General features: G+C 76.6%; 7 protein-coding genes. All 7 read right to left on the bottom strand.

What is annotated here, in order from left to right; genetic code table 11:
• Positions 1-77: 77 nt before the first annotated feature.
• Positions 78-5,585, bottom strand: coding sequence for a type I polyketide synthase (locus TK50_RS28610; protein WP_043969517.1), 5,508 nt, complete (start codon positions 5,583-5,585; stop codon positions 78-80).
• Between the two features lie 11 nt (positions 5,586-5,596).
• The gene (locus TK50_RS28605) at positions 5,597-9,139 is read right to left on the bottom strand and encodes a non-ribosomal peptide synthetase (RefSeq protein ID WP_043968604.1); all 3,543 of its coding nucleotides are present in this window, start codon (positions 9,137-9,139) and stop codon (positions 5,597-5,599) included.
• Positions 9,136-11,445, bottom strand: a complete 2,310-nt coding sequence (locus TK50_RS28600; protein WP_043969516.1) for a lantibiotic dehydratase — start codon at positions 11,443-11,445, stop codon at positions 9,136-9,138. Before TK50_RS28600 ends, TK50_RS28605 begins: the two co-directional genes overlap by 4 nt.
• Positions 11,442-14,594, bottom strand: coding sequence for a thioesterase domain-containing protein (locus tag TK50_RS28595; RefSeq protein WP_082106734.1), 3,153 nt, complete (start codon positions 14,592-14,594; stop codon positions 11,442-11,444). The genes TK50_RS28600 and TK50_RS28595 overlap by 4 nt, the downstream gene beginning before the upstream one ends.
• The gene (locus TK50_RS28590) at positions 14,591-18,313 is read right to left on the bottom strand and encodes an AMP-binding protein (protein WP_043968601.1); all 3,723 of its coding nucleotides are present in this window, start codon (positions 18,311-18,313) and stop codon (positions 14,591-14,593) included. The genes TK50_RS28595 and TK50_RS28590 overlap by 4 nt, the downstream gene beginning before the upstream one ends.
• A gap of 743 nt (positions 18,314-19,056) precedes the next feature.
• The gene (locus TK50_RS28585; RefSeq protein WP_199486166.1) at positions 19,057-19,251 is read right to left on the bottom strand and encodes a DUF397 domain-containing protein; all 195 of its coding nucleotides are present in this window, start codon (positions 19,249-19,251) and stop codon (positions 19,057-19,059) included.
• Positions 19,248-20,015 carry a DUF5753 domain-containing protein gene (locus TK50_RS28580; protein ID WP_043968599.1) on the bottom strand — a complete coding sequence of 256 codons (768 nt, stop codon included), beginning with the start codon at positions 20,013-20,015 and terminating at the stop codon, positions 19,248-19,250. The genes TK50_RS28585 and TK50_RS28580 overlap by 4 nt, the downstream gene beginning before the upstream one ends.
• Between the last annotated feature and the right edge of the window lie 316 nt (positions 20,016-20,331).

The raw sequence follows: 20,331 nt of genomic DNA, 5'->3' as shown, positions 1-20,331 counted from the left end.
TGTACTCCCTTGCTTGCTTGAAGCCACGACTCCTGGTGCTTCCTCGGTGCTCACGGGCGGGACCGCTTCCTTGGTGCTCACGCGCGGGGCAGCCGCGGGATGCTCGTGGCCGGGGCCGGGGCCGGGGCCGGGGGCTCGTCGGCGGCGGACGCCTCGGCGCGCAGCTCCTCGATGCGGGCGGCGAGCCCGGCGACGGTGGGCGTCTCGAAGAGGCTGCGCATCGGCAGCCGCACCCCGGTCGCCTTGCGCATCGACGCGATGAGCTGCACCGCGACGAGGGAGTTGCCGCCGAGGGCGAAGAAGTCGTCGTCCACGCCGACGACCGGCACGCCGAGGCCGTCGCGCCACACCTGGGCGATGGTGGCCTCCAGCTCGGTGCGCGGCGCGGCCGACGCGCCGGCCTCCACAGTGGCGGCCGACACCGCCGGGTCGGCCTCCGACTCCAGGCTCCCGGTGGTGACCCGGGCGGCGCGGGCCCGGATGTCGGCCACCGACCGGGTGGTGATCACCACCTGGGCGCCGAGGCCGGCGGTGAGGCTGCGGCGGAACGCCTCCGCGCCGTCGACCGGGCGGATGTCCTCGCTGGGCGCACCCGCCGCCGGGCCGTCGGCGGCGGCTGGCGTGCCGTCGGCGGCGAGCCCGCCGGTGACCGCCGACGCGTCCACCCGGCGCAGCACGAAGTCGCTGATCGAGACCAGCTCCCGCCCGTCCGGGTCGGTGAGGGTCAGGTCGGCGGAGACGACCTCGTCGGTGCCGCCGTCGCGGTGGCGCAGGTGGCTGTGGAACCGCCCGGGCAGCGGCCCGCGCACCACGATCCGCCCGTACGACAGCGGCAGGTAGGTGCCGGAGCCCTGCCCCCGGCCGAACGCGGTGGCCACGTCCAGCAGGGCCGGGTGCAGGCCCCACGCGCCGAGGTCGGCGGCGGCCTCGGCGGGTGCGGTCACCAGCGCCAGCTCCTCGCCGTCGGCGAGGTGGTGCGCGGTCAGCGACCGCCAGCGCGGCCCGAAGGTGAGCATGCTGGTGCGGCCCCGGCCGAACGACGCGTCGTCGTCGACCCGGCGGGAGCGGGCGGCCACCGCCGCCACGTCGGCCGCCGCCGGGGCGGGCTCGGTGGTCCAGCCGGCCGCGCCGCGCACGTGGGTGCGCAGCACCCCGGCGGCGAGGCTCTGCACCACGAACTCCGTGGCCCCGTCCTCGGCGGGGGTGAGCGCCACCCGGTACTGGGCGATCGTGCCGTCGGGCACCGAGAACGGCTCCAGGAACACCACGTCGCGCAGCTCCACCGCCGCGTCGGGGCCGGGGGCCGCGACGGCGGCGACCACGGCGGCACGCACCGACTCCAGGTGGGCGGTGCCCGGCACCACCGGCACCCCGCCGATGCGGTGCTCGTCGAGCAGCCAGTGGGTCGCGGCGGAGACCAGCCCGTGCAGCACCGTGCCCTCCGGGCCGGTCACCCGCGTGGTGAGCACCGGGTGGTCGACCGTGGCGGTGACGGCGTCCCGGGTCACCGCCCGGAACCCGGCCGGCGCGGTGCTCTCCGCCGCCATGCCGACCTCGGCCCAGCCGCCCCAGTTCTGCGACACCACCGGCGCGGCCCAGCCGGCCCCGGCGCGGGCGTGCGCGTCGAGGAAGTTGTTGGCCGCGCAGTAGTCGACCTGGCCGAAGCCGCCGATCACGGCGGTGATCGAGGAGCAGAGCACCACGAAGTCCAGCGGCAGGTCGCCGAAGACCTGGGCCAGGGCGAGGGTGCCGGCGAGCTTCGGGGCGAGCACCCGGTCGGCCTCGGCGCGGTCCTTCACCTCGGCCATGCCGCCGCCGGGCAGGCCGGCGGCGTGCACGATCCCGTCGATCCCGCCGAACTCGGCCTCGGCGGCGGCCCGCACCCGGCGCAGGTCGGCCGGGTCGGTGACGTCGGCGGCGAGGACCAGCACCGACGCGCCGGCGGCCTCCATCCGGCGGATCGCGGCGATGGCCCGGCCCGCCCGGTCGTCCGCGCCGTGCACTGCGAGGTGGTCGTCCCACCGCTCGCGCGGCGGCAGGCCCGAGCGGGCCAACAGCACCAGCTTCGCCTTCACGCGGGCGGCGAAGTCCTCGGCGAGGGTGATGCCGATGCCGCCGAGGCCGCCGGTGATGACGTACCGGCCGCCGTCGCGCAGCGCGCCCGGCTCGGCCTCGGCGTCGACCGTCACCTGCTCGTAGCCGGTGACCCAGCGGCGGGACCCGCGCAGCGCCACCTCCGGGTGCGCCGGGTCGACGGGGCGGCGCAGCTCGGCGACCAGGGCGTCCGCGCCGGGCGCGGCGGGGTCGGCGTCGAGCAGCCGCACCGTCAGCCCGGGCAGCTCGACCGGCAGCACCCGGGCCAGGCCGGCGAGGGTGGCGTGCTCGGGGCGGGTCAGGTCCGCGCCGGTCACGTCGCCGATGCCGGCGGTCACCAGGTCCAGGGCCAGCGGGCGCTCGTCGCCGGTGCGGCCGGCCCCGGCGAGGGCCTGCACCAGGTGCAGGGCGCTGAAGAAGCCCCGGTCCTGGGCGGCGAGGGTGGCGGCGATGTCGGTGCCGGTGGGCTCGCCGTCGAGGGCGAGGGCGTGCACCAGCCGCGCCGGCAGGTCGTCGCCGAGGGCGGCGACCAGCGCGTCGAAGTCCTCCCGCGCGGCGGGGCGCAGCGCGAAGCCATCGTCGACGGCGGCGAACGCGTCGCCGGGGCGTACCACGACGGTGTCGGCGCCCGCGGCGCGCAGGCCGGCGACGAGCGCCTCCCCGCGCGGGCCGTCGGCCAGCACCAGGCACCGGCCGAGCGGCGCGGTGGCCGGCGCGGGCGCGGCCTGCCGCCACACCGGCACGGCGAACCACTCCGGCAGCGGCCGCGGGCCCGTCTCGGCCGGCGCGGCGGCGACCGCCTCCACCGGGTCCGGGTCGACCCAGTAGCGGCGGCGCTCGAACGGGTACGTCGGCAGCGGCACCCGCCGGGCCGCCGGGTCGGAGCCGGTGCGCACGGGCAGGCCGGCGCACCACAGCGCCCCGGCGGTGGCCAGCAGCGTCGCCAGGTCGCCGGCCGGCTCCCCCGGGCCCGGGAGGCTGCCCAGCGGCACCAGGGCCCGCTGCTGCGCCGAGCCCTTGGCGACCTGCATCCGGGCCAGGTTGGCCAGCTGCCGGCCAGGGCCGCACTCCACCAGGGCCCAGGTGCCCTCGGCGAGCAGGGCGGCCACCGCGTCGCCGAAGCGCACCGGCTGGCGCAGGTGCGCCGCCCAGTACGCCGGGTCGGTGGCCTGCGCGTCGGTGATCCAGGTGCCGGAGACGTTCGACACGAACGGGATGCGCGGCGCGCGCAGCGCCACGGTGGCCATCAGCGCGGTGAACTCGGCGAGGATCGGCTCCATCATCGGCGAGTGGAACGCGTGCGAGGTGCGCAGCGCCTTGCTCTTGACCTTGCGGGTGGCCTTCAGCGTCTCGGCGAACGCGGCCACCGCGTCGGCCTCGCCGGCCACCACGCAGGTGCCCGGCCCGTTGACCGTGGCGATCGACACGCCCTCGGGCAGCAGCCCGGCGACCACCGACTCGTCCAGCGGCACGGCCAGCATCGACCCGGCCGGCAGGGACTGCATGAGCCGGCCCCGGGCGGCCACCACCTTCAGCGCGTCGGGCAGGTCCAGCACCCCGGCGACGGTCGCGGCGACGTACTCGCCGATGGAGTGCCCGACCATCGCCGCCGGCCGCACGCCGAAGCGCTGCCAGGCGACGGCCAGGGCGTATTCCACGACGAACAGGGCGGGCTGGGTGTAGCGGGTCTGCGCCAGCAGCTCGGCCGCCTCCGGGTGCCGGCCGAGGATCAGCTCCCGCAGGTCCAGGCCCAGCTCGGCGCGGAGCAGCTCGGCGCACTCGTCGACCACGGAGGCGTAGGCGGGCTCCTCGGCGTAGAGCTGCGCGCCCATGCCGGCGAACTGGGAACCCTGGCCGGAGAAGAGGAAGCCCACCTTCGGGGCGGGCCCGTCGGTCACCCCGCGCGTCGCGCGCCGGGGGTTGCGCAGCGCGGCGACCGCGTCGGGCAGGTCGGTGGCGGCCACGGCGAGGCGGTGGGCGTACTGCTGGCGGCCCACCCGCAGGGTGTGCGCGACGTCGGCGAGGTGCGCGGCCCCGCCGTCGGGGTTGCCGGCGAGGTGCTCGGCGAGCCGGTCCACGGCGGCGTCCAGGGCGGTGGCGGTCTTCGCCGAGACGTGCAGCAGCTGCGCCGGGCGCACCCGCCGGTCGGCCCGGTGCGCCGGGGGCGCCTCCTCCAGCACCACGTGGGCGTTGGTGCCGCCGATGCCGAAGGAGCTGACCCCGGCGCGGCGCGGCGCGCCGTCGGTGTCCCACTTGGTGAGGGTGTTCGCCACGTAGAACGGGGTGTCGGCGAACTCGATCGCCGGGTTCGGGGTCTCGTAGTTGATCGTCGGCGGGATCAGCCCGTGCTCCATCGCCAGCACCGTCTTGATCACGCTGACGATGCCGGAGGGCTGGCTGAGGTGGCCGATGTTGGACTTGACGGAGCCGATGCCGCACCAGCCCCGGTCGTCGGTGTCCTTCGTGTAGACCGCCGACAGGGCGGCCACCTCGATCGGGTCGCCCATCGCGGTGCCGGTGCCGTGCGCCTCGACGTAGCTGATGGTGCGCGGGTCGATCCCGGCCATCCCGACGGCCTGGGCGACGGCCTCCATCTGCCCGTCCACGCTGGGCGCGGTGAAGCCGACCTTGCCCGCCCCGTCGTTGTTGATGGCGTTGCCGAGCACCACGGCGCGGATGTGGTCGCCGTCGGCGATCGCGTCGGAGAGCCGCTTGAGCAGCGTCACCCCCACGCCGCTGCCCCACACGGTGCCGTTCGCGGCGGCGTCGAACGGCCGGCACCGCCCGTCGGGCGAGGTGAAGCCGTCCATGCCGAGGTAGCCGGCCTGCGGCAGCTCGATGTTGACGCCGCCGGCCAGGGCCATGTCGCACTCGCCGTTGCGCAGCGCCTCGCACGCCAGGTGGAACGCGACCAGCGAGGTGGAGCAGGCGGTGTGCACGGTCAGGCTCGGCCCCCGCAGGTCCAGCCGGTACGACACGTTCGTCGCCACGTAGTTCGGCGAGTTGCTGGTGGCGATGGAGACGGCGCTGTGCGGGTTGCCGCCGACCTTCCTGTTGCGCAGCACGTTGCGGTTGAGGTACGACGCCGCGCCGGTGCCCGCGTACACGCCGACGGCCCCGTCGTAGCGGGCCGGGTCGTAGCCGGCGTCCTGCAGGGCCGTGTAGCAGGTCTCCAGGAACAGCCGATGCTGCGGGTCGGTGACCTCGGCCTCCCGGGCGGTCATCCCGAACAGGCCGGCGTCGAACTCGTCGTAGCCGTCGACGAGGGGGGCGCGGCTGACCCAGCCCGGGTCGTCGACCTCCTCGGGCGGCACGCCCCGGGCGATCTGCTCCTCGCGGGTCAGCTCGGTCACCGACTCCACGCCGTCGACCAGGTTGCGCCAGAACTCGTGCACGTCGGCCGCGCCGGGCAGCCGGGCGGCCAACCCGACGATCGCGATCGGCTCGATGCCGTCGTCGGCGGGGTGGTCGGTGTCGATCGCGTTGTCCATCAGGTCGTCCTTCATGCGGTGCCGCCGGGGCGGCGGGGAGGGATACGTCGGGCGCGGCTGCGGCGGGCGGCGGCCCGCAGCGCGGCGCGGGCCAGCTCCGGCCGGTCGGCCGCGCCGTCGAGGTGCGCGGCGAGGGCCCGGACGGTGGGGTGGCGGAACAGGTCGAGCATCGCGATCGACCGGCCGGTGGCGGCGGTCAGCCGGGCGTGCACGGCGGCCAGGGCGAGCGAGTGCCCGCCGATGTCGAAGAAGTTGTCGGCCACGCCGACGCGGTCGCGGCCGAGGACCTCCCGCCAGATGCCGGCGACCAGCTCCTCGGTGTCGGTGAGCGCGTCGGGCCCCGCCGGCAGCGCCACCGGCCGGGCGGGCTCGGCGGACGCGGCGACGGTCATCGCGCCGAGCCCGGCGGTGCGCACCGTCGGCCGGGGCAGCTCGGCGGCCACCTCCCCGGCCGGGGACTGCGGTGCGGCGGCCAGCGCGCCGACGAGGGCGGCCAGGTCGGCCAGCATCGCCTCGACGCGGTCGGCGTCGAACAGGTCGGGGTTGAACACCACCTCGACGCCGAGCCGGCCCGGCCCGTCCGCCCCGGTGACCGCCCGCTCCACCACGTACACGGTGAGGTCGAACGGGGAGCCCGGCTTGGGCACCGGCACCGGCTCGCCGGCCAGCCCGGCCAGCGCCAGCCGGGGCTCGGCGAAGTTGAGCACGTTGAACAGCACCTGCACCAGCGGGGCGCGGGAGGTGTCCCGGCCCACGCCGAGGGCCTCCACGATCCGCTCCAGCGGCGCGCCGGGGTGGGCGGTGGCGTCGTGCAGCTCGGCGGCGCAGCGGTCGACCAGCTCGGCGAAGCTCGCCCCGGCCGTGCGGACCCGCACCGGGACGGTGTCGATGAAGAACCCGACGACGTCGTCGAACGCGGCCAGCCGCCGGTCGGCGACGATCGCGCCGACGACGTGGTCGTCGCCGCCGGTGAGCCGGCTCAGCAGCTCGCCGAACCCGGCCAGCAGCACCGCCGCCACGGTCGTCGAGCGCCGCTCGGCCAGCGCCCGCACCGCCCGGTCCGCCTCGGCGGAGAACGTGACGGCGGCCTCCACCCCGGCGTACGTCTGCACGGCGGGGCGGGGGCCGTCGCGGGGCAGCTCCAGCACCGTCGGCGCGCCGGCCAGGTGCGCGGACCACCAGGCGAGGTCGTCGGCGCCCCGGCGGCGGTCCCGCTCGGCCCGCCACACGGCGTAGTCGGCGTACCGGGCCGCCGGGGCGGGCAGCGCCGGGTCGTCGCCGGCCACCGCGCGGGCGTACGCGGCGGCGAGGTCGGCGTAGAACACCGCCTCCGACCAGCCGTCGAACACGGCGTGGTGCCAGGTGACGGCGAGCACGTGCTCCGCCGCGCCGAGCCGGTAGACGGTCACCTGCCAGGGCGGACCGGTGGCCAGGTCGAACGCGTGGGCCGCCCCGTCGGCGAGCATCCGGGCCAGCTCCGCGGCGGGGTCGCCGCCGCCGGTCAGGTCCACCACGGGCACCGCCACGTCGGTGGGTTCCGCGCAGACCGCGTACGGCACCCCGGCGGTCTGCGGGATGCGCCAGCGCAGCACGTCGTGCCGTTCGGCCACCGCCCGCAGAGCCGCGCCGAGGGCGGGCACGTCCAGCTCGCCGCGCAGCCGGTGGGCCACCGCGATGTTGTAGGGGGCGCTGGACGGGGCGAGCTGGTCGACGAACCACAGCCGCCGCTGCGGCGGGGACAGCGTGGGCGGGTTGCCGGTGGTCAGCCCGTCGGCGGCGGCGGGGGCGGCGGTGATCCGCTGCACCAGGCCGGCGAGGGTGCGGCCGGCGAACACGTCCCGGGTGTCCACGGCGCGGCCCAGCTCGGCGCGCAGCGCCGCGACCAGCCGCATCGCGGCGATGGAGTTGCCGCCGGCGGCGAGGAAGTCGGTGTCGGGGCCGGGGGCCGCGCCGAGCAGCCGCGCCCACGCCCGGGCCACCGCCCGGGTGACCGGGTCGCCGTCGGCCGGGCCGTCGACGTCGGCGGCCCCGGGCGCGGGGCGGGCGGCGGCGGCCAGGGCCCGCAGCGCCGGCCGGTCCAGCTTGCCGGTGGTCGGGCTGACCGGCAGCTCCGCCAGGCGCAGCACCCGGGCGGGGCGCATCGCGGCGGTCAGCCTCGGCTCGGCGTACGCGCGCAGCGCCGCGTCGTCGGGCGCGTCGGCGGGGGTGAGGAACGCGACCAGCTCGGCCCCGGCGGGGGCGTCGACGGCCTCCGCCACGACCCGGTCGACGCCGGGCAGCCCGGCGAGGACGGCCTCGACCTCGCCCAGCTCGATGCGCTGCCCCCTGATCTTCACCTGCCGGTCGGCGCGGCCGAGGTAGACGATCCGCCCGTCGGGGGCCTGGGTGACCAGGTCACCGGTGCGGTAGAGCCGCTCGCCGGGCAGGCCGGAGAACGGGTCGGGCACGAACCGCTCGGCGGTCAGGCCGGGCCGGTTGAGGTAGCCGTCGGCCAGGCCGGGGCCGCCGATCAGCAGCTCGCCGGTCTCGCCGGGCGGCACGGGGCGCAGGTCGGCGTCGACGACGTACGCCCGGTGGTTGGGCAGCGGCAGGCCGATCGGCACCGGGTCGGTCTCGGCGGCGGTCAGCTCGGCGGTGACGGCCAGCACGGTGGTCTCGGTGGGGCCGTAGCCGTTGACGAAGCGCCGGCCGGGGGCCCAGCGGGCGGCCAGCTCGGCGGGCACGGCCTCGCCGCCGCAGAGCACGGTGCGCCAGCCGGGCAGCTCGGCCGGGTCCAGCATGGACAGCACCGTCGGGGTGATGAAGCCCCAGTTGACCTCGTGGGCGGCGACGAACCGGGCCAGCCGCGCCGGGTCGGACCGGTCGTCGGCGCCGACGAGCTGCACCGTGCCGCCGAACAGCAGCGGCACGAACAGGTCCATGGTGGCGGCGTCGAATCCGAGGGAGGCGATGCCGAGGCTGCGCACCGACGCGTCGGCCCCGGTCAGGGCCGCGCAGCCGGTGACGAACTCGACGACGTTGCGGTGGGTGGTGAGCACGCCCTTGGGCCGGCCGGTGGAGCCGGAGGTGAACAGCACGTACGCGGGGTCGCCGGGCCGGGCCGGGCAGGGGGCCAGCGGCGCGGGGCCGGGCAGCCCGAGCGCCGTCACGCCGGAAACGTCCCCGAACTCGGCCTCGGCGGCGTCGCCGACGACGACGCGCACCCCGGCGTCGGCGGCGATCTCCCGCAGCCGGCGGCGGGGGCCGCCGGGCTCCAGCGGCACGTAGCACGCGCCGGCGAGCAGCACGCCGAGGACGGTGACCACCAGGTCCGGGCGGCGGTGCCCGCACACCCCGACCCGGCTGTGCCGGCCCACGCCGCGCTCGCGCAGCGCGGCGGCGACGCCGGCGGCCCGGCCGACCAGCTCCCGGTAGGTGAGCCGCTCGTCCCACTGGCGCACCGCCACCGCGCCCGGGGTCCGCGCGGCCTGCGCGGCGACCAGCTCGGCCAGCGTCGCGTCGGGCCACGGCAGCGGCTCGCCGTGCGCGGCGCTGATGGACAGGATGTCGGTCACCCGTGTTCCCCCCGGTAGGTGGCTGGATCGGTGATCTGCAGGCGCAGCTCGCTGACGTAGCCGCGCCCGGCGGCGTCGGTCACCCAGGCGTCGGCGGGGGCCGGCAGCAGCTCGCTGACGGTGAGCGTGACGGCCGGGTCGGTCCGGGCGGCGGCGTCGGCCATGGCGCACAGCGACTGGGCGTACAGCGGGCCGGTGAGGTCGACGTAGCAGGGCTTGACCTCGGTGCCGACCTTCACGAAGACCCGCTCGGGCAGGCCGAGGCGGGCCCGCCAGCGGCGCACCGCGAGGTAGCGCGCGGACTCCCCGGTGGCCCCGGCCAGGCCGCTGTCGGCGACGGTGGTGCGCCAGGTGCGCCGGGCCACCACCAGCCGGTCGATGGTGATCCGGGGCGTCGTCGGCGCGGGGGCGAGCAGCTTGAAGCTGTCCAGCAGCAGCGCGCCGAGGAGGTTGGCGAACACCTCGACCAGCGGCCAGCGGGCCCCGTCGGGCAGCACCGCGACGAGCCGGCCCGCGACGGACTCCACCCGTACGGCGCTCGCGGCGACGAGGTCGGTGACGTCCGCGCCCCTGGCCGTGTCGATGCCGACCTGCCGGTCGGCCGGGCCCCGCAGGTGCCAGGTGGTGCGGGTGGTCTGCCGGGGGAACCCGGCCGGCGGCAGCAGCCGCAGCCGGGCCGGTCCCAGGTCGGCGTCCACGGCGGCGCGCAGCGCGGCCGGGTCGGGGTGGAACGGGGCGAACACGGCGCTGTCGAACGGCGTCGTCGCCGGGTGCAGCTCGCCCAGGACGAGCTGGAACTCGCCCCGGTTGAGCGCGTCGACGCCGGCCGCGGCGACCTGCACGTCGGGGCTGTGCACGCGGGCGGTGGGCCAGCCCGGCGCGGTGGCCGGAAACAGCGCCGCGGCCCGCCCGGCCAGGTCGGCGCTGCGCAGCCGCAGCTCCGGCTGGTCGGCGGCGACGTCGGCGAGCCCGAACAGCTCCGCCCAGCGGGCGGTGAACCCGGCGCTGGCCACGGCGACGGGGCCGTCCGGGGCGAGGATGAGCCCCTGCGCGAGGGACCACATGTCGGCCAGCCGCACCGGCCCGTCGGCGGCCAGCTCGGCGTGCAGCTCGCCGAGGACCCGCTCGCAGGCCGCGCCGATCTCGGCGGTGAGCCAACGGGCGGCCCGCAGCACGATCGCCAGGGGCGCGGCGAGGGCGTCGAGGACGGCCGACCCGACGGCGACCTCCAGGTCCCGCGTCGTCTCCTCGTAGACGACGGTGCGACCCGTGTACATCTGCCCACCGTGCCGGGTCGCCGACTCCCCGGTGGCGGCGGTGAACGCGGCGTTGAGGGCGGCGAGGGCGGCGGCGAGCCGGTCCGGGTCGCCGGCAGCGGCGGCCACGGCGTCGCGGGCGGCGGTGAGCCGGTCGAGGCCGGCGGTCAGGTCGGCGCGCAGCTCGGGGTCGCCGACGGCGGCGATCCGCGCGGCGAGCACCCGCACCGCCTGCGGGTTGTTGGGCAGGCCGGCGTCCCAGGTCAGCAGGCCCCGCTCGACGAGCCGGTCGAGCAGCAGGAAGCCGTCGTCGGCGCGGCGCAGGCCGGCGTCGCCGTCTTCGCACAGCCGCGCCACGATCTCCCGGGCCGGGGTGCGGCCGTCGCAGCCGGCGAGCAGCCGGGCCTCCACGGCGGTCAGCTCCACCGCCGGGGCCAGCGGCGGGCACAGCCGGCGGCCGTCGAGCCGCAGGTGGGGCGGGAGCACCGGGGCCCACCAGCGGCGCACCGCCGGGTCGGCGGCGAGCCGGTCGGCGTACGCGGACAGCGCCCACGCCTCCAGGTGCACCTCGCGGCGGGCCACCAGCCCGGTGCCCGGGGCGAGCCGGGTGTGCGGGCTGTCCGGGTCGACGGTGCCCCAGCAGACCGGCCCGAAGAAGCCGATGGTCTCGGCCTTGCCGCAGTAGCGCTGCCAGTAGCGCAGCACCGCGATCTCCCGCTTGCGGCGGGGCTTGTTGCGCACGGCCGGGTCGGTGCGCAGCAGCCCGTCGAGGGCGACGAGCATCTCCGGGTTCTGCCAGGTGACCGCCTCCCGCACGGCCGGGTCGGCGCAGATCCCGGCGAGCACGGCGGAGGAGCGGGCCAGGGCGGCGGCCAGCTCCTTGTCGTACACCTCGGGGGTGGCCTCGCCGGCCAGCAGCGCGTCGGCCGCCGCGGCGGCCTCGGGCGCGGCGAGCAGGTCGAGGCCGGCGGCGGGGAACCCGGCGGTACGCAGCAGCACGTCCCGCCACACCGACCAGCCGGTGTCGCCCAGTGGCAGCAGGTGGCTCACTCCGCGGCCCGCCACTGGTCGTCGACGATGTGCAGCCGCAGCTCGCTGAAGTAGCGGCGGCCGGCGGCGTCGGGCACCCACGCGTCGTCGGGTGTCGGCAGCATCTCGCTGACGGTCAGCGACACGGCGTCGCCGCCGTCGGTGCGGGCGGCCCGCACCATCGCGGCGAACATGGCGGCGTACGCGGGGCTGGACAGGTCGACGAAGCAGGGCTTGGTCTCGGTGCCGAGCTTGACGTAGACCCGCTCGGGCAGGCCGAGGTCGCGCCGCCAGCGGCGCACGGCGAGGAACCGGTCCCGCTCGGCGGTGACGTCGGCCAGGCCGCACCCGGCCACCGTGGTACGCCACGTCTGCCGGGCCACCACGAGCCGGTCCAGGGTGATCCGGGGCGTGTACGGGGCGGCGGCGACCAGCTTGAACCCGTCCACGGCGTGGGCGCTGAGCAGCCCGGCGAACACCTCGGTCAGCGGCCAGCGCGCCCCGTCGCGGGCGGTGACGACGAGCCGGCCGTCCTCGTCGGTGACGGTGAGGTCGACGGTGGGCAGCACCCGGTCGGGGTCGACGCCGGGGGCGGGCAGGAACGCGAGCTGCCGGTCGGTGGGGCCGGTGAGCGCCTCGGCGGTGCGGCTGGTGCGCCGGGGCCAGTCGGCGGGGAACAGCAGCCGGATCCGGTGCTCGCCGAGGTCGGCGGCGAGCGCCGCGCGCAGCCGCGCCACGTCCGGGTGGGACGGGGTGAACACCTGGCAGTCGAACGACGGCCAGGCGGCGTGCAGTTCGCCGAGCACGGCGGTGTAGTCGCCCCGGGCGAGCGCGTCGGCGTCGGCGGCGCAGAGCTGCAGGTCGGGGCTGTGCAGCCGGCCGCTGGTCCAGTCGCTGGGGCGGTCGGGGAACACCTGCGCGACCCGGTCGACCAGGTCGGCCACGGCCAGCCGCACCTCGGTGGCGCCCTCGGGCAGGTCGGCGAGGCCGAACAGTCCCGCCCAGCGGGCGGCGAACTCGGCGGCGACGGCGTCGACGGGCCGCTCGCCGGTGCCCCAAAACAGGCCCTGCACGAGGAACCACAGGTCGGCCAGGCCGACGGGGGCGTCGCCGGCGTCGGCGCGCAACTCCTCGTACAGCTCGCGGAACGTCGCCCCGTACGCCTGCTCCAGCTCGCCGGCCAGCCACCGGGCGGCCCGCAGCAGCACAGCGAGCGGGGCGGCGAGGTCGGCCAGCAGCGGCGCGCCGAAGCTCACGTCGAGGTCGCGGGCGGTGTCCTCGTAGCAGAGGGTGCGCCCGGCGTACATCTGGCCGGCGCGGCGGCGGGCCGGCTGGCCGGTCAGCTCGGTGAACGTGGCGTCGAGCCGGTCGAGGGCGGCGCGCAGCCGGTCGGGGTCGCCGGCGGCGTCGGCCACCTCGTCGCGGGCGGCTTGCAGCCGGTCGAGGCCGGCGCGGGCCGCGAGCCGGGCCGGCTCGTCGCCGATGGCGTCGATGCGGGCGGCCAGCGCCGCCTCGGCGTCGGGGGCGACGGGCAGGTTGGCGTCCCAGGTGATCAGTTCCCGCTCGACGAGGCGGTCGAGCAGGGCGTAGCCGTCGTCGGGGCGGCGCAGCCCGATCGCCGGGTCGGCGACCAGGTCGCGGGCGCTGCGGTGGCCGTCGGCGGCGGCGAGCAGGGCCGCCTCGACGGGCGTGAGGGTCACCGGCGGGCGGCCGGGGCGCAGCACCGACCGGTCGCGCAGGCTCAGGTGCGGCTGGAGCAGCGGCGGCCACCACTGCCGCACGGCCAGGTCCGCCCCGACGGTGTCGGCGTACGCGGACAGCGCCCACGACTCGAACCACACCCAGCGCCGCCGGGTCAGGGCCGGCCCGGGGCGCACCCGGGCGGTGTCGGCCTGCTCGGGGTCGAGGGTGACCCAGCAGCTCGGGCCGAAGAAGCCGACGGTCTCGTTCTTGCCGCAGTAGCGCTGCCAGTACTTCAGCAGCGCCCGCTCGCGGTCGCGGCGGCGCACGTTACGCGGCGCGTCGGCCCCGGCGCGGGCCAGCCCGTCGAGGGCGAGCAGGGCGTTGCGGTTCTGCCAGGTGACGGCCTCGCGCAGCAGCGGGTCGGCGGCGAGCTCGTTGAGCCGGCCGGCGGCGGCGGTGAGCGCCTCGGCGAACTCCTTGTCGAACCGTTCCGCGCCGTCGCCGGTGGCGAGCAGGTCGTCGGCCGCGGCGGCGGCCTGCGGGGCGGAGAGCGCGGTGAGCCCGTCGGCGGGAAACCCGGTGGTACGCAGGATCGCGTCACGCCACACCGACCAGCCGGTGTCGCCCAGCGGCACCCGGTGCGCGCCGGCCTCGTCGGCCCCGTCCCCCGTCGTGTCGATCGCCGTTGGCTCCGCCGGGCCGTCCGGGGCCGGCACGGTCCCGTGTGCGCCGGCGACCCGGACGGCGGCGGCACCCCGGAGGGCGTCGGTGAGGTCGGCGCGGATCGCGGCGACCAGTTCGGGCAGGCAGTCCTGCAGGAAGAAGTGCCCGCCGTCGATCTCGTGGAGGGTGAACCCGGCGGCGGTGTGCCGCTCCCAGGCGGCGCTCTGGGCGTGGCTGACGGCCCGGTCGGACCGGCCGCTGAACGCCACGACCGGCACCGGCAGCGGCTCGCCCGGGACGTACCGGTAGCTGTCGACCCGGCCGAAGTCGGCGCGCAGCAGCGGCAGCAGCAGCTCCACCAGCTCGGGGTGGGCCAGCACCTCCGGCGGCAGCCCGCCGCCGTCGCCGAGGCGGCGCAGCAGCTCCTCGTCGTCCACCGTGGACAGCCCGTCGAACAGGCTCGCGTCGTCGACGTGCGGGGCGCGGGCCCCGCCGACGTACAGCCGCAGCGGCAGCGGCCCGCCGGTGCGGCGCAGCTCGCGGACCACCTCGAAGCCGACCCGCCCGCCCATCGAGTGGCCGTAGATCGCGTACGGGCGGTCGGCCCGCCCGGCGATCGCGGCGGCGACGTCGGCGACGGTGAAGTTCGGGTCCTCGCTGATCCGGTTCTCCCGCCCGGGCAGCTGCACCGGCAGCACCTCGACGTCCGCGCCGAAGGCCCGCTGCCACTCGCGGAACGCGCTGGCCCCGGCCCCGGCGTAGGGCAGGCAGAACAACCGCACCGGCGCCTGGGGTCGGCTTCCGGCGGAGACGAACCAGTTCACCGCGCACCTTTCTGAGGGGGGTCGATCCAGTGCCGCTGACGTTGGAAGGGGTACGTGGGCAGCCCGGTGCGCCGCACGCCGCCCTCGGGGTGCAGGGCCGACCAGTCGACGTCGCGGCCGGCTACCCAGTCGAGGGCCAGCTCCCGCAGCTCGCCGTCCGGGCCGGCGACCCGGGCGTCGGCGGCGGGCAGCTCGGCCGGCCCGGCGGCGGCGAACAGCTCGTCCGGGCCGACGGAGTCGAGCAGTTCGTCCAGGCCGGCGAGGGCGGCGGCGAGGTCGGTGGCGACGACCGCCGCCCGGCAGCCGAACTCCCTGCGGCCCAGCGCGAGGGTGGCGGCGACCTCGGCCAGCGCCGGGGACGCCCCGGCCAGGTGCTGCCGCAGCCGGCGCAGCGCCGCCCGCAACGCCACGGGGGTACGCGCCGACACCGGCAGCAGGTGCGCGACCGCGTCGGGGGTGGCCGGCGGCTCGGCCGGGGGCGGCTGCTCGACGACGACGTGGGCGTTGGTGCCGCCGAGCCCGAACGAGCTGACCCCGGCCACCCGGCGGGCCGCCTGCGGCCAGTCCCGGGCCTTCGTCGGCACGTAGAACGGGCCGCCGGCCAGGTCGATCTCGGGGTGCGGGCGGGTGAAGTGCAGGTTCGGCGGGATGACCCCGTGCTGGACGGCGAGCACCGTCTTGATCAGGCCGGCGATGCCGGCGGCGGCGTCGAGGTGGCCGATGTTGGTCTTCACCGAGCCGAGCGCGCAGCTCTCGGCGGGCGCCGCGCCCCCGTACACCTCGTGCAGGGCGGCGACCTCCAGGGCGTCGCCGAGCGGGGTGCCGCTGCCGTGCGCCTCGATGAGGCGTACCTCGCCGGGGGCGACCTCGGCGGCGGCGAGCGCGCCGGCCACGGCGGCGGCCTGCCCCGACGGGCCGGGGACGGCGAAGCCGGCGCGGTCCGCGCCGTCGTTGGTGACCGCCCAGCCGGGCAGCACCGCGTAGATCCGGTCCCCGTCGGCCTGCGCGTCGGCGAGCCGGCGCAGCGCGACGACCCCGACGCCGGAGCCGAAGCCGGAGCCGTTGGCGGCCTCGTCGAAGGCGCGGCACCGCCCGTCCGGGGACGCCATGCCGCCGGGGGTGTGCCGGTAGCGGGGCCAGGTCACGTTGACGCCGCCGGCCAGGGCGATGTCGCACTGGTAGTCGGCGAGGCTCTGGGCGGCGACGCAGACCGCGACCAGCGAACTGGAGCAGGCGCTCTGCACGGCCAGCGCCGGCCCGGTCAGCCCGAGGCGGTAGGCGACCTGGCCGGGCAGGTGGTCGGTGAACTGCCGGCCGACCAGCCGGGCCTCCCAGTCGTCGGGGTCGACGTCGCCGACCACCGCCGGGTTGTCCATGAGGTGGAACAGGAAGTACCGGTTGGCGGAGGTCGCGGCGTAGACGCCGACCAGGCCGGGGAACCGGGAGGGGTCGTGCCCGGCGTCCTCCAGGGCCTCCCACGCCGTCTCCAGGAACAGCCGGTGCTGCGGGTCGGTGCGGGCGGCCTCCTGCGCGCCGAAGGCGAAGAAGTCGGCGTCGAAGTCGGCCACGTCGTCGAGCCGGCCGGCGGCCCGCACGTGCCGGGGGTCGGCGAGCAGCCGGGGGCCGATGCCCAGCGCGGCCAGCTCGGCGTCGGTGTGGTCGTGGATGGCGTCGACGCCGGCGCAGAGGTTCCACCAGAAGGTGGCGGGGTCGGGCGCGCCGGGGAAGCGGCCGGCGAGCCCGACGACGACGATCTCGTCGCCGGTGTACTCGCGGGCGGCCGTGGCGGGCGCGGCCGGCGCCGGCCCGACGGGCGCGCGGTCGGGCGCGACCGGCGCGTCGACCAGGCGGGCCTGCGCCTCGATCGTCGGGTTCTCGAACAGCCGCAGCAGGGGCAGCCGCACCCCGAATCGGGCGGCGAGCCGCTGCTGGACGACGCCGAGCAGCAGTGACTGGCCGCCGACGTCGAAGAAGCCGGCGGTGCGGGCGACCGTCTCGCGGCCGAGCACCGCGCACCAGATGTCGTGCACGGCCCGCTCGGTGGCGGTGGCCGGCTCCTGGTCGGCTGCCTCCCTGCCGGTGGTGGCTTCGGCGGCCGGGTCGGGCAGCGCCCGCTCGTCGATCTTGCCGGTGACGGTGAGCGGGAACTCGTCGACCACGACGACGGCCCGGGGCAGGGCGTAGTCCGGCAGCCGCCGGGCGAGGGCGGCGCGCAGGGCCGCCGGGTCGAGGCCCCCGCCGGCCGGTCGGGCGTACGCGAGCAGCTCGCCGCCGCGGGCGATCGCCCGGACCGCGCCGACGCCCGGCTCGGCGGCGAGCACGGCCTCGATCTCGGTCAGCTCGACGCGGAAGCCCCGCACCTTGACCTGCCGGTCGAGCCGGCCGAGGCAGACGAGGTCGCCGCCGGGCAGCCGCGCCCCGAGGTCCCCGGTCCGGTACGACCACACGCCGTCGGCGTCGCGGCTGAACCGGTCGTCGGCCCGGTCGAGGTAGCCGGGCGCGACATGCCGCCCCCGCACGACGATCTCCCCGGTTTCGTAGTCGCCGGTCCCGGCGGCTTCGGCTGCGTCGGCGGCCTTCGCGGTGGCTGCGTCGGTGGTTTCGGCAGTGGCTTCGGCGGTGGTTTCGGCGGTGGTGAGGTGCAGCTCGTAGCCGGGCAGCGCGGTGCCGATCGGCAGCGGGCCGGTGGCCGCCGGGTCGGCCTCGGCCAGTGGCAGCGCGTACCGGGCGGCGAACGTCATCTCCGTCGCGCCGTACCCGTTGACCAGCACGCAGCCCGGGGCGAACCGGTCCCGGCCCCGGGCGGCGTCGGCGTGGGTGGCCTGCTCGCCGCCGAGCAGCACCGCCCGGACGCTGTCCAGCCGCCGGTCGCCGAGGGCGTCGAGCAGGAACCGGTAGACGGTCGGGGTGGAGTGGTAGACGGTGACCCGGTGCTTCTCGATCTGGTCGACGGCGTGGGCCAGCCCGTGCCGGCGCAGGTCGACGGGGACGACGGCGGCGCCGGTGAGCAGCGCCGGGTACAGGTCGGGGATGGCCGCGTCGAAGCTGAACGAGGCGAGCAGGCTGAGCCGGTCGTCGGGGCCGATGCCGAGGGTGGCGATCTGGTTGTCGACGACGTGGGCGAGGTTGCGGTGGGTCTGCCCGACGGCCTTCGGCAGCCCGGTCGAGCCGGAGGTGAACAGCACGTAGGCGAGGGCGTCGGGGTCGACCGGCACGGGGCGCAGCGGCGCGGAGGTGACCGCGTCGGTGGTCAGCACGACGCTGGCCGGCTCGGCGGTCCCGGGCCGGTCCACCTGTTCCCGGTGGCCGGATCCGGTCTGGCGCTCGGTCCCAGGCAATTTGGCCGGTTCCCGGTGGTCTGCGGTCAGCCGGTCGGCAAGGTCCCGGTGTTCGGGGGCGGTCAGCACGGCGCGCACCCGCGCGGCGGCGAGCATGTGGCGCAGCCGGTCGGCGGGGAAGCCCGGGTCCAGCGGCACGTACGCGGCCCCGGCGGCGAGCGTGCCGAGGATCGCGGCGACGGTGGGCACGCCGTGCGGGGTCAGCAGGGCGACCCGGTCGCCGGGGCGGACACCGGCGGCGGCGAGCAGCGCGGCGTGACCGCCCGCCGAGGCGGCGAGGGCCGCGTAGCTGACCGGTTGGCCGTCGCCGAGCAGGGCCGGCCGGCCGGCGAAGATGGCCGAACGGTCAGCGAAACGATGGACGACGTTGTATATTTCCATGTCAGTGGGCGCGGGTCGTCGCCACGCCGACGGGCGCGCAGCATCCAAGCATCGTGATCACGATCCCCCCCAGGACTTCACAATGGATGCAGCATAGGACTCGATGCCTGGGCGGCAAGATCATCGATCAGAGTCGGACCGAACAGCCGACGGACGCGACCCGGGACGGTCGGCAAGATTCACCCGATCATCCCCCTAGCGCGCACATGAGTTTCGGCCTAGAGGTGTACCAGCAAGTAATCTTGCGGCCGAAGTGCCTGGTGACCGGCGTTTTTCCTATGTGGGCGATCCTTAACGGCAGCTCAGGAAGGGCAATGCCGGGCGGGCCGGACGCCGACCATCGTACGCCGCAAAGGCGGCCCCCACCGCCCCACCGCGCCCCGCGTCGACCGCCCCGAACCCTGGCCGCCTCCGCGACACGACACGCCGACGCGATTCCACCGCAACCGGCCACCGAACGCTCACCCCGCGCCACCCGACGACCCACACCACCAGGGCGAGCCACATGCGGCGAACCCGACCGGGCCGGGACCAACCCGAGCGCTCGACGCCCCGACCCCCACCACCCCACGAGGCACCTGAACGAGATCGAGAGATCTTGGTACGAAACGGCCCCCAGAGGGGCCGAAACCTACCAAGATCCGTCAACGCCTCCGCGCGACGTCGCAACACCGGTGGCGAGCACGTTGTCGGCCGTCAGGTCACGTCGTGGTCGACTCATGCACGGGCCGGGGCGGGCCTGGTCAGCCGAGGGGGCCGATCCGCTTGGCGAGACTCACGAACCCGGCCCAGGCATCCGGCGCGAAGGTCAGCGTCCCGCCGTCACGGTCCTTCGTGTCCCGGACGAGAACGACACCAGGCAGGTTGTCGGCGACCTCGACACACGCACCGCCGTTGTTGCCGCTCCTCGTGCTCTTGCGCCACCGAGCCTGGCTCATGTCCATGCTGCCGCCGCTTTCCTGATGAGTTCTAGGGATTGCGCCCGCGGCAGGGCATCACCACAGATGCGAGCCCACCGCCGATCCAGCGTAACAAGGTCAGCCGCCTGTTCGAGGATCTGCGCGTGGGCCTGACCATCCACGTGCAGGAGGCGCGCGCCGCCGTCCAGTTCGGCGAGAATGAACGGCCCGCCGAGCCCGGCATACATGCCCACCTCCGCAGGAACGACATGGACCTGCACGAACGGCAGGGTCGCGCAGTCCGCCAGGTGCTCGCACTGGTCGCGCATCATGGACCGGTCCCCACCAGCCGTGCGCCTGAGCACCATCTCATCGATGACCGCGACCAGCAGCATGGGCGGGTCGCGGCGCAGGACCGCCTGTCGGGCCAGACGAGCGGCGACGAGTCGGTCGACCTCACCACTGGACAACGCCTCGCCCGCGAGGGTGGCTCGCGCGTATGCCTCGGTCTGAAGTAGGCCCGGGACCCAGGCCAGCTCGAACCATCGCAGCGAGAGCGCCTCGCGCTCGACGTCGGCCCACCGCCGGAACCACGCCGGCTCGCGCCGCCTGCCGACCTCCGGCCACAACTCCGAGACTTCTCGGCCGAGCAGGGCGGCAACCTTTGCCCGGTGGCGGGACTGCGGGATATGTCCAGGGTTTGCCCACCGCCCTGCCGTCTTCGGGTCCACCTCAACCTGAGCTGCAAGGGCTTCGGCAGTCAGACCGGCAGTCGCCATCGCCTCGATCACCGCGTGGTTCATCCGGCTTCCTTTCTGGATTGTCCCGTGCACCTCAACTTCATCCTGCTACAGGGTGTATTCGTCTCACAACCCTCAGCAAGCTGGTGTCGGGGCGGCGCGGGTCGGTCGACAGACGTCTCGACCCGTGTTCGCCGAGGGGGCCGTCGCGGTCCTTCCGCACCAGTCGGACGGGCGGCCCCCTCTCCACTGCTCCATTGCCGACACGCACCGAGGGAGAGCCATGCCCCACCGACGAGCACGTGACCGGGCGACCCGCCTCGCGCACGGCGGCCCGCTGCGCCGCGTACCCCGATCGAAGGCCGGCGGAGAGACGGAG

This window comes from Micromonospora haikouensis, assembly GCF_000876225.1.
Lineage (GTDB): Bacteria > Actinomycetota > Actinomycetes > Mycobacteriales > Micromonosporaceae > Micromonospora > Micromonospora haikouensis.
Note: the sequence above shows the minus strand (reverse complement) of the source record. Positions and strands in the feature narration are given on the sequence as shown.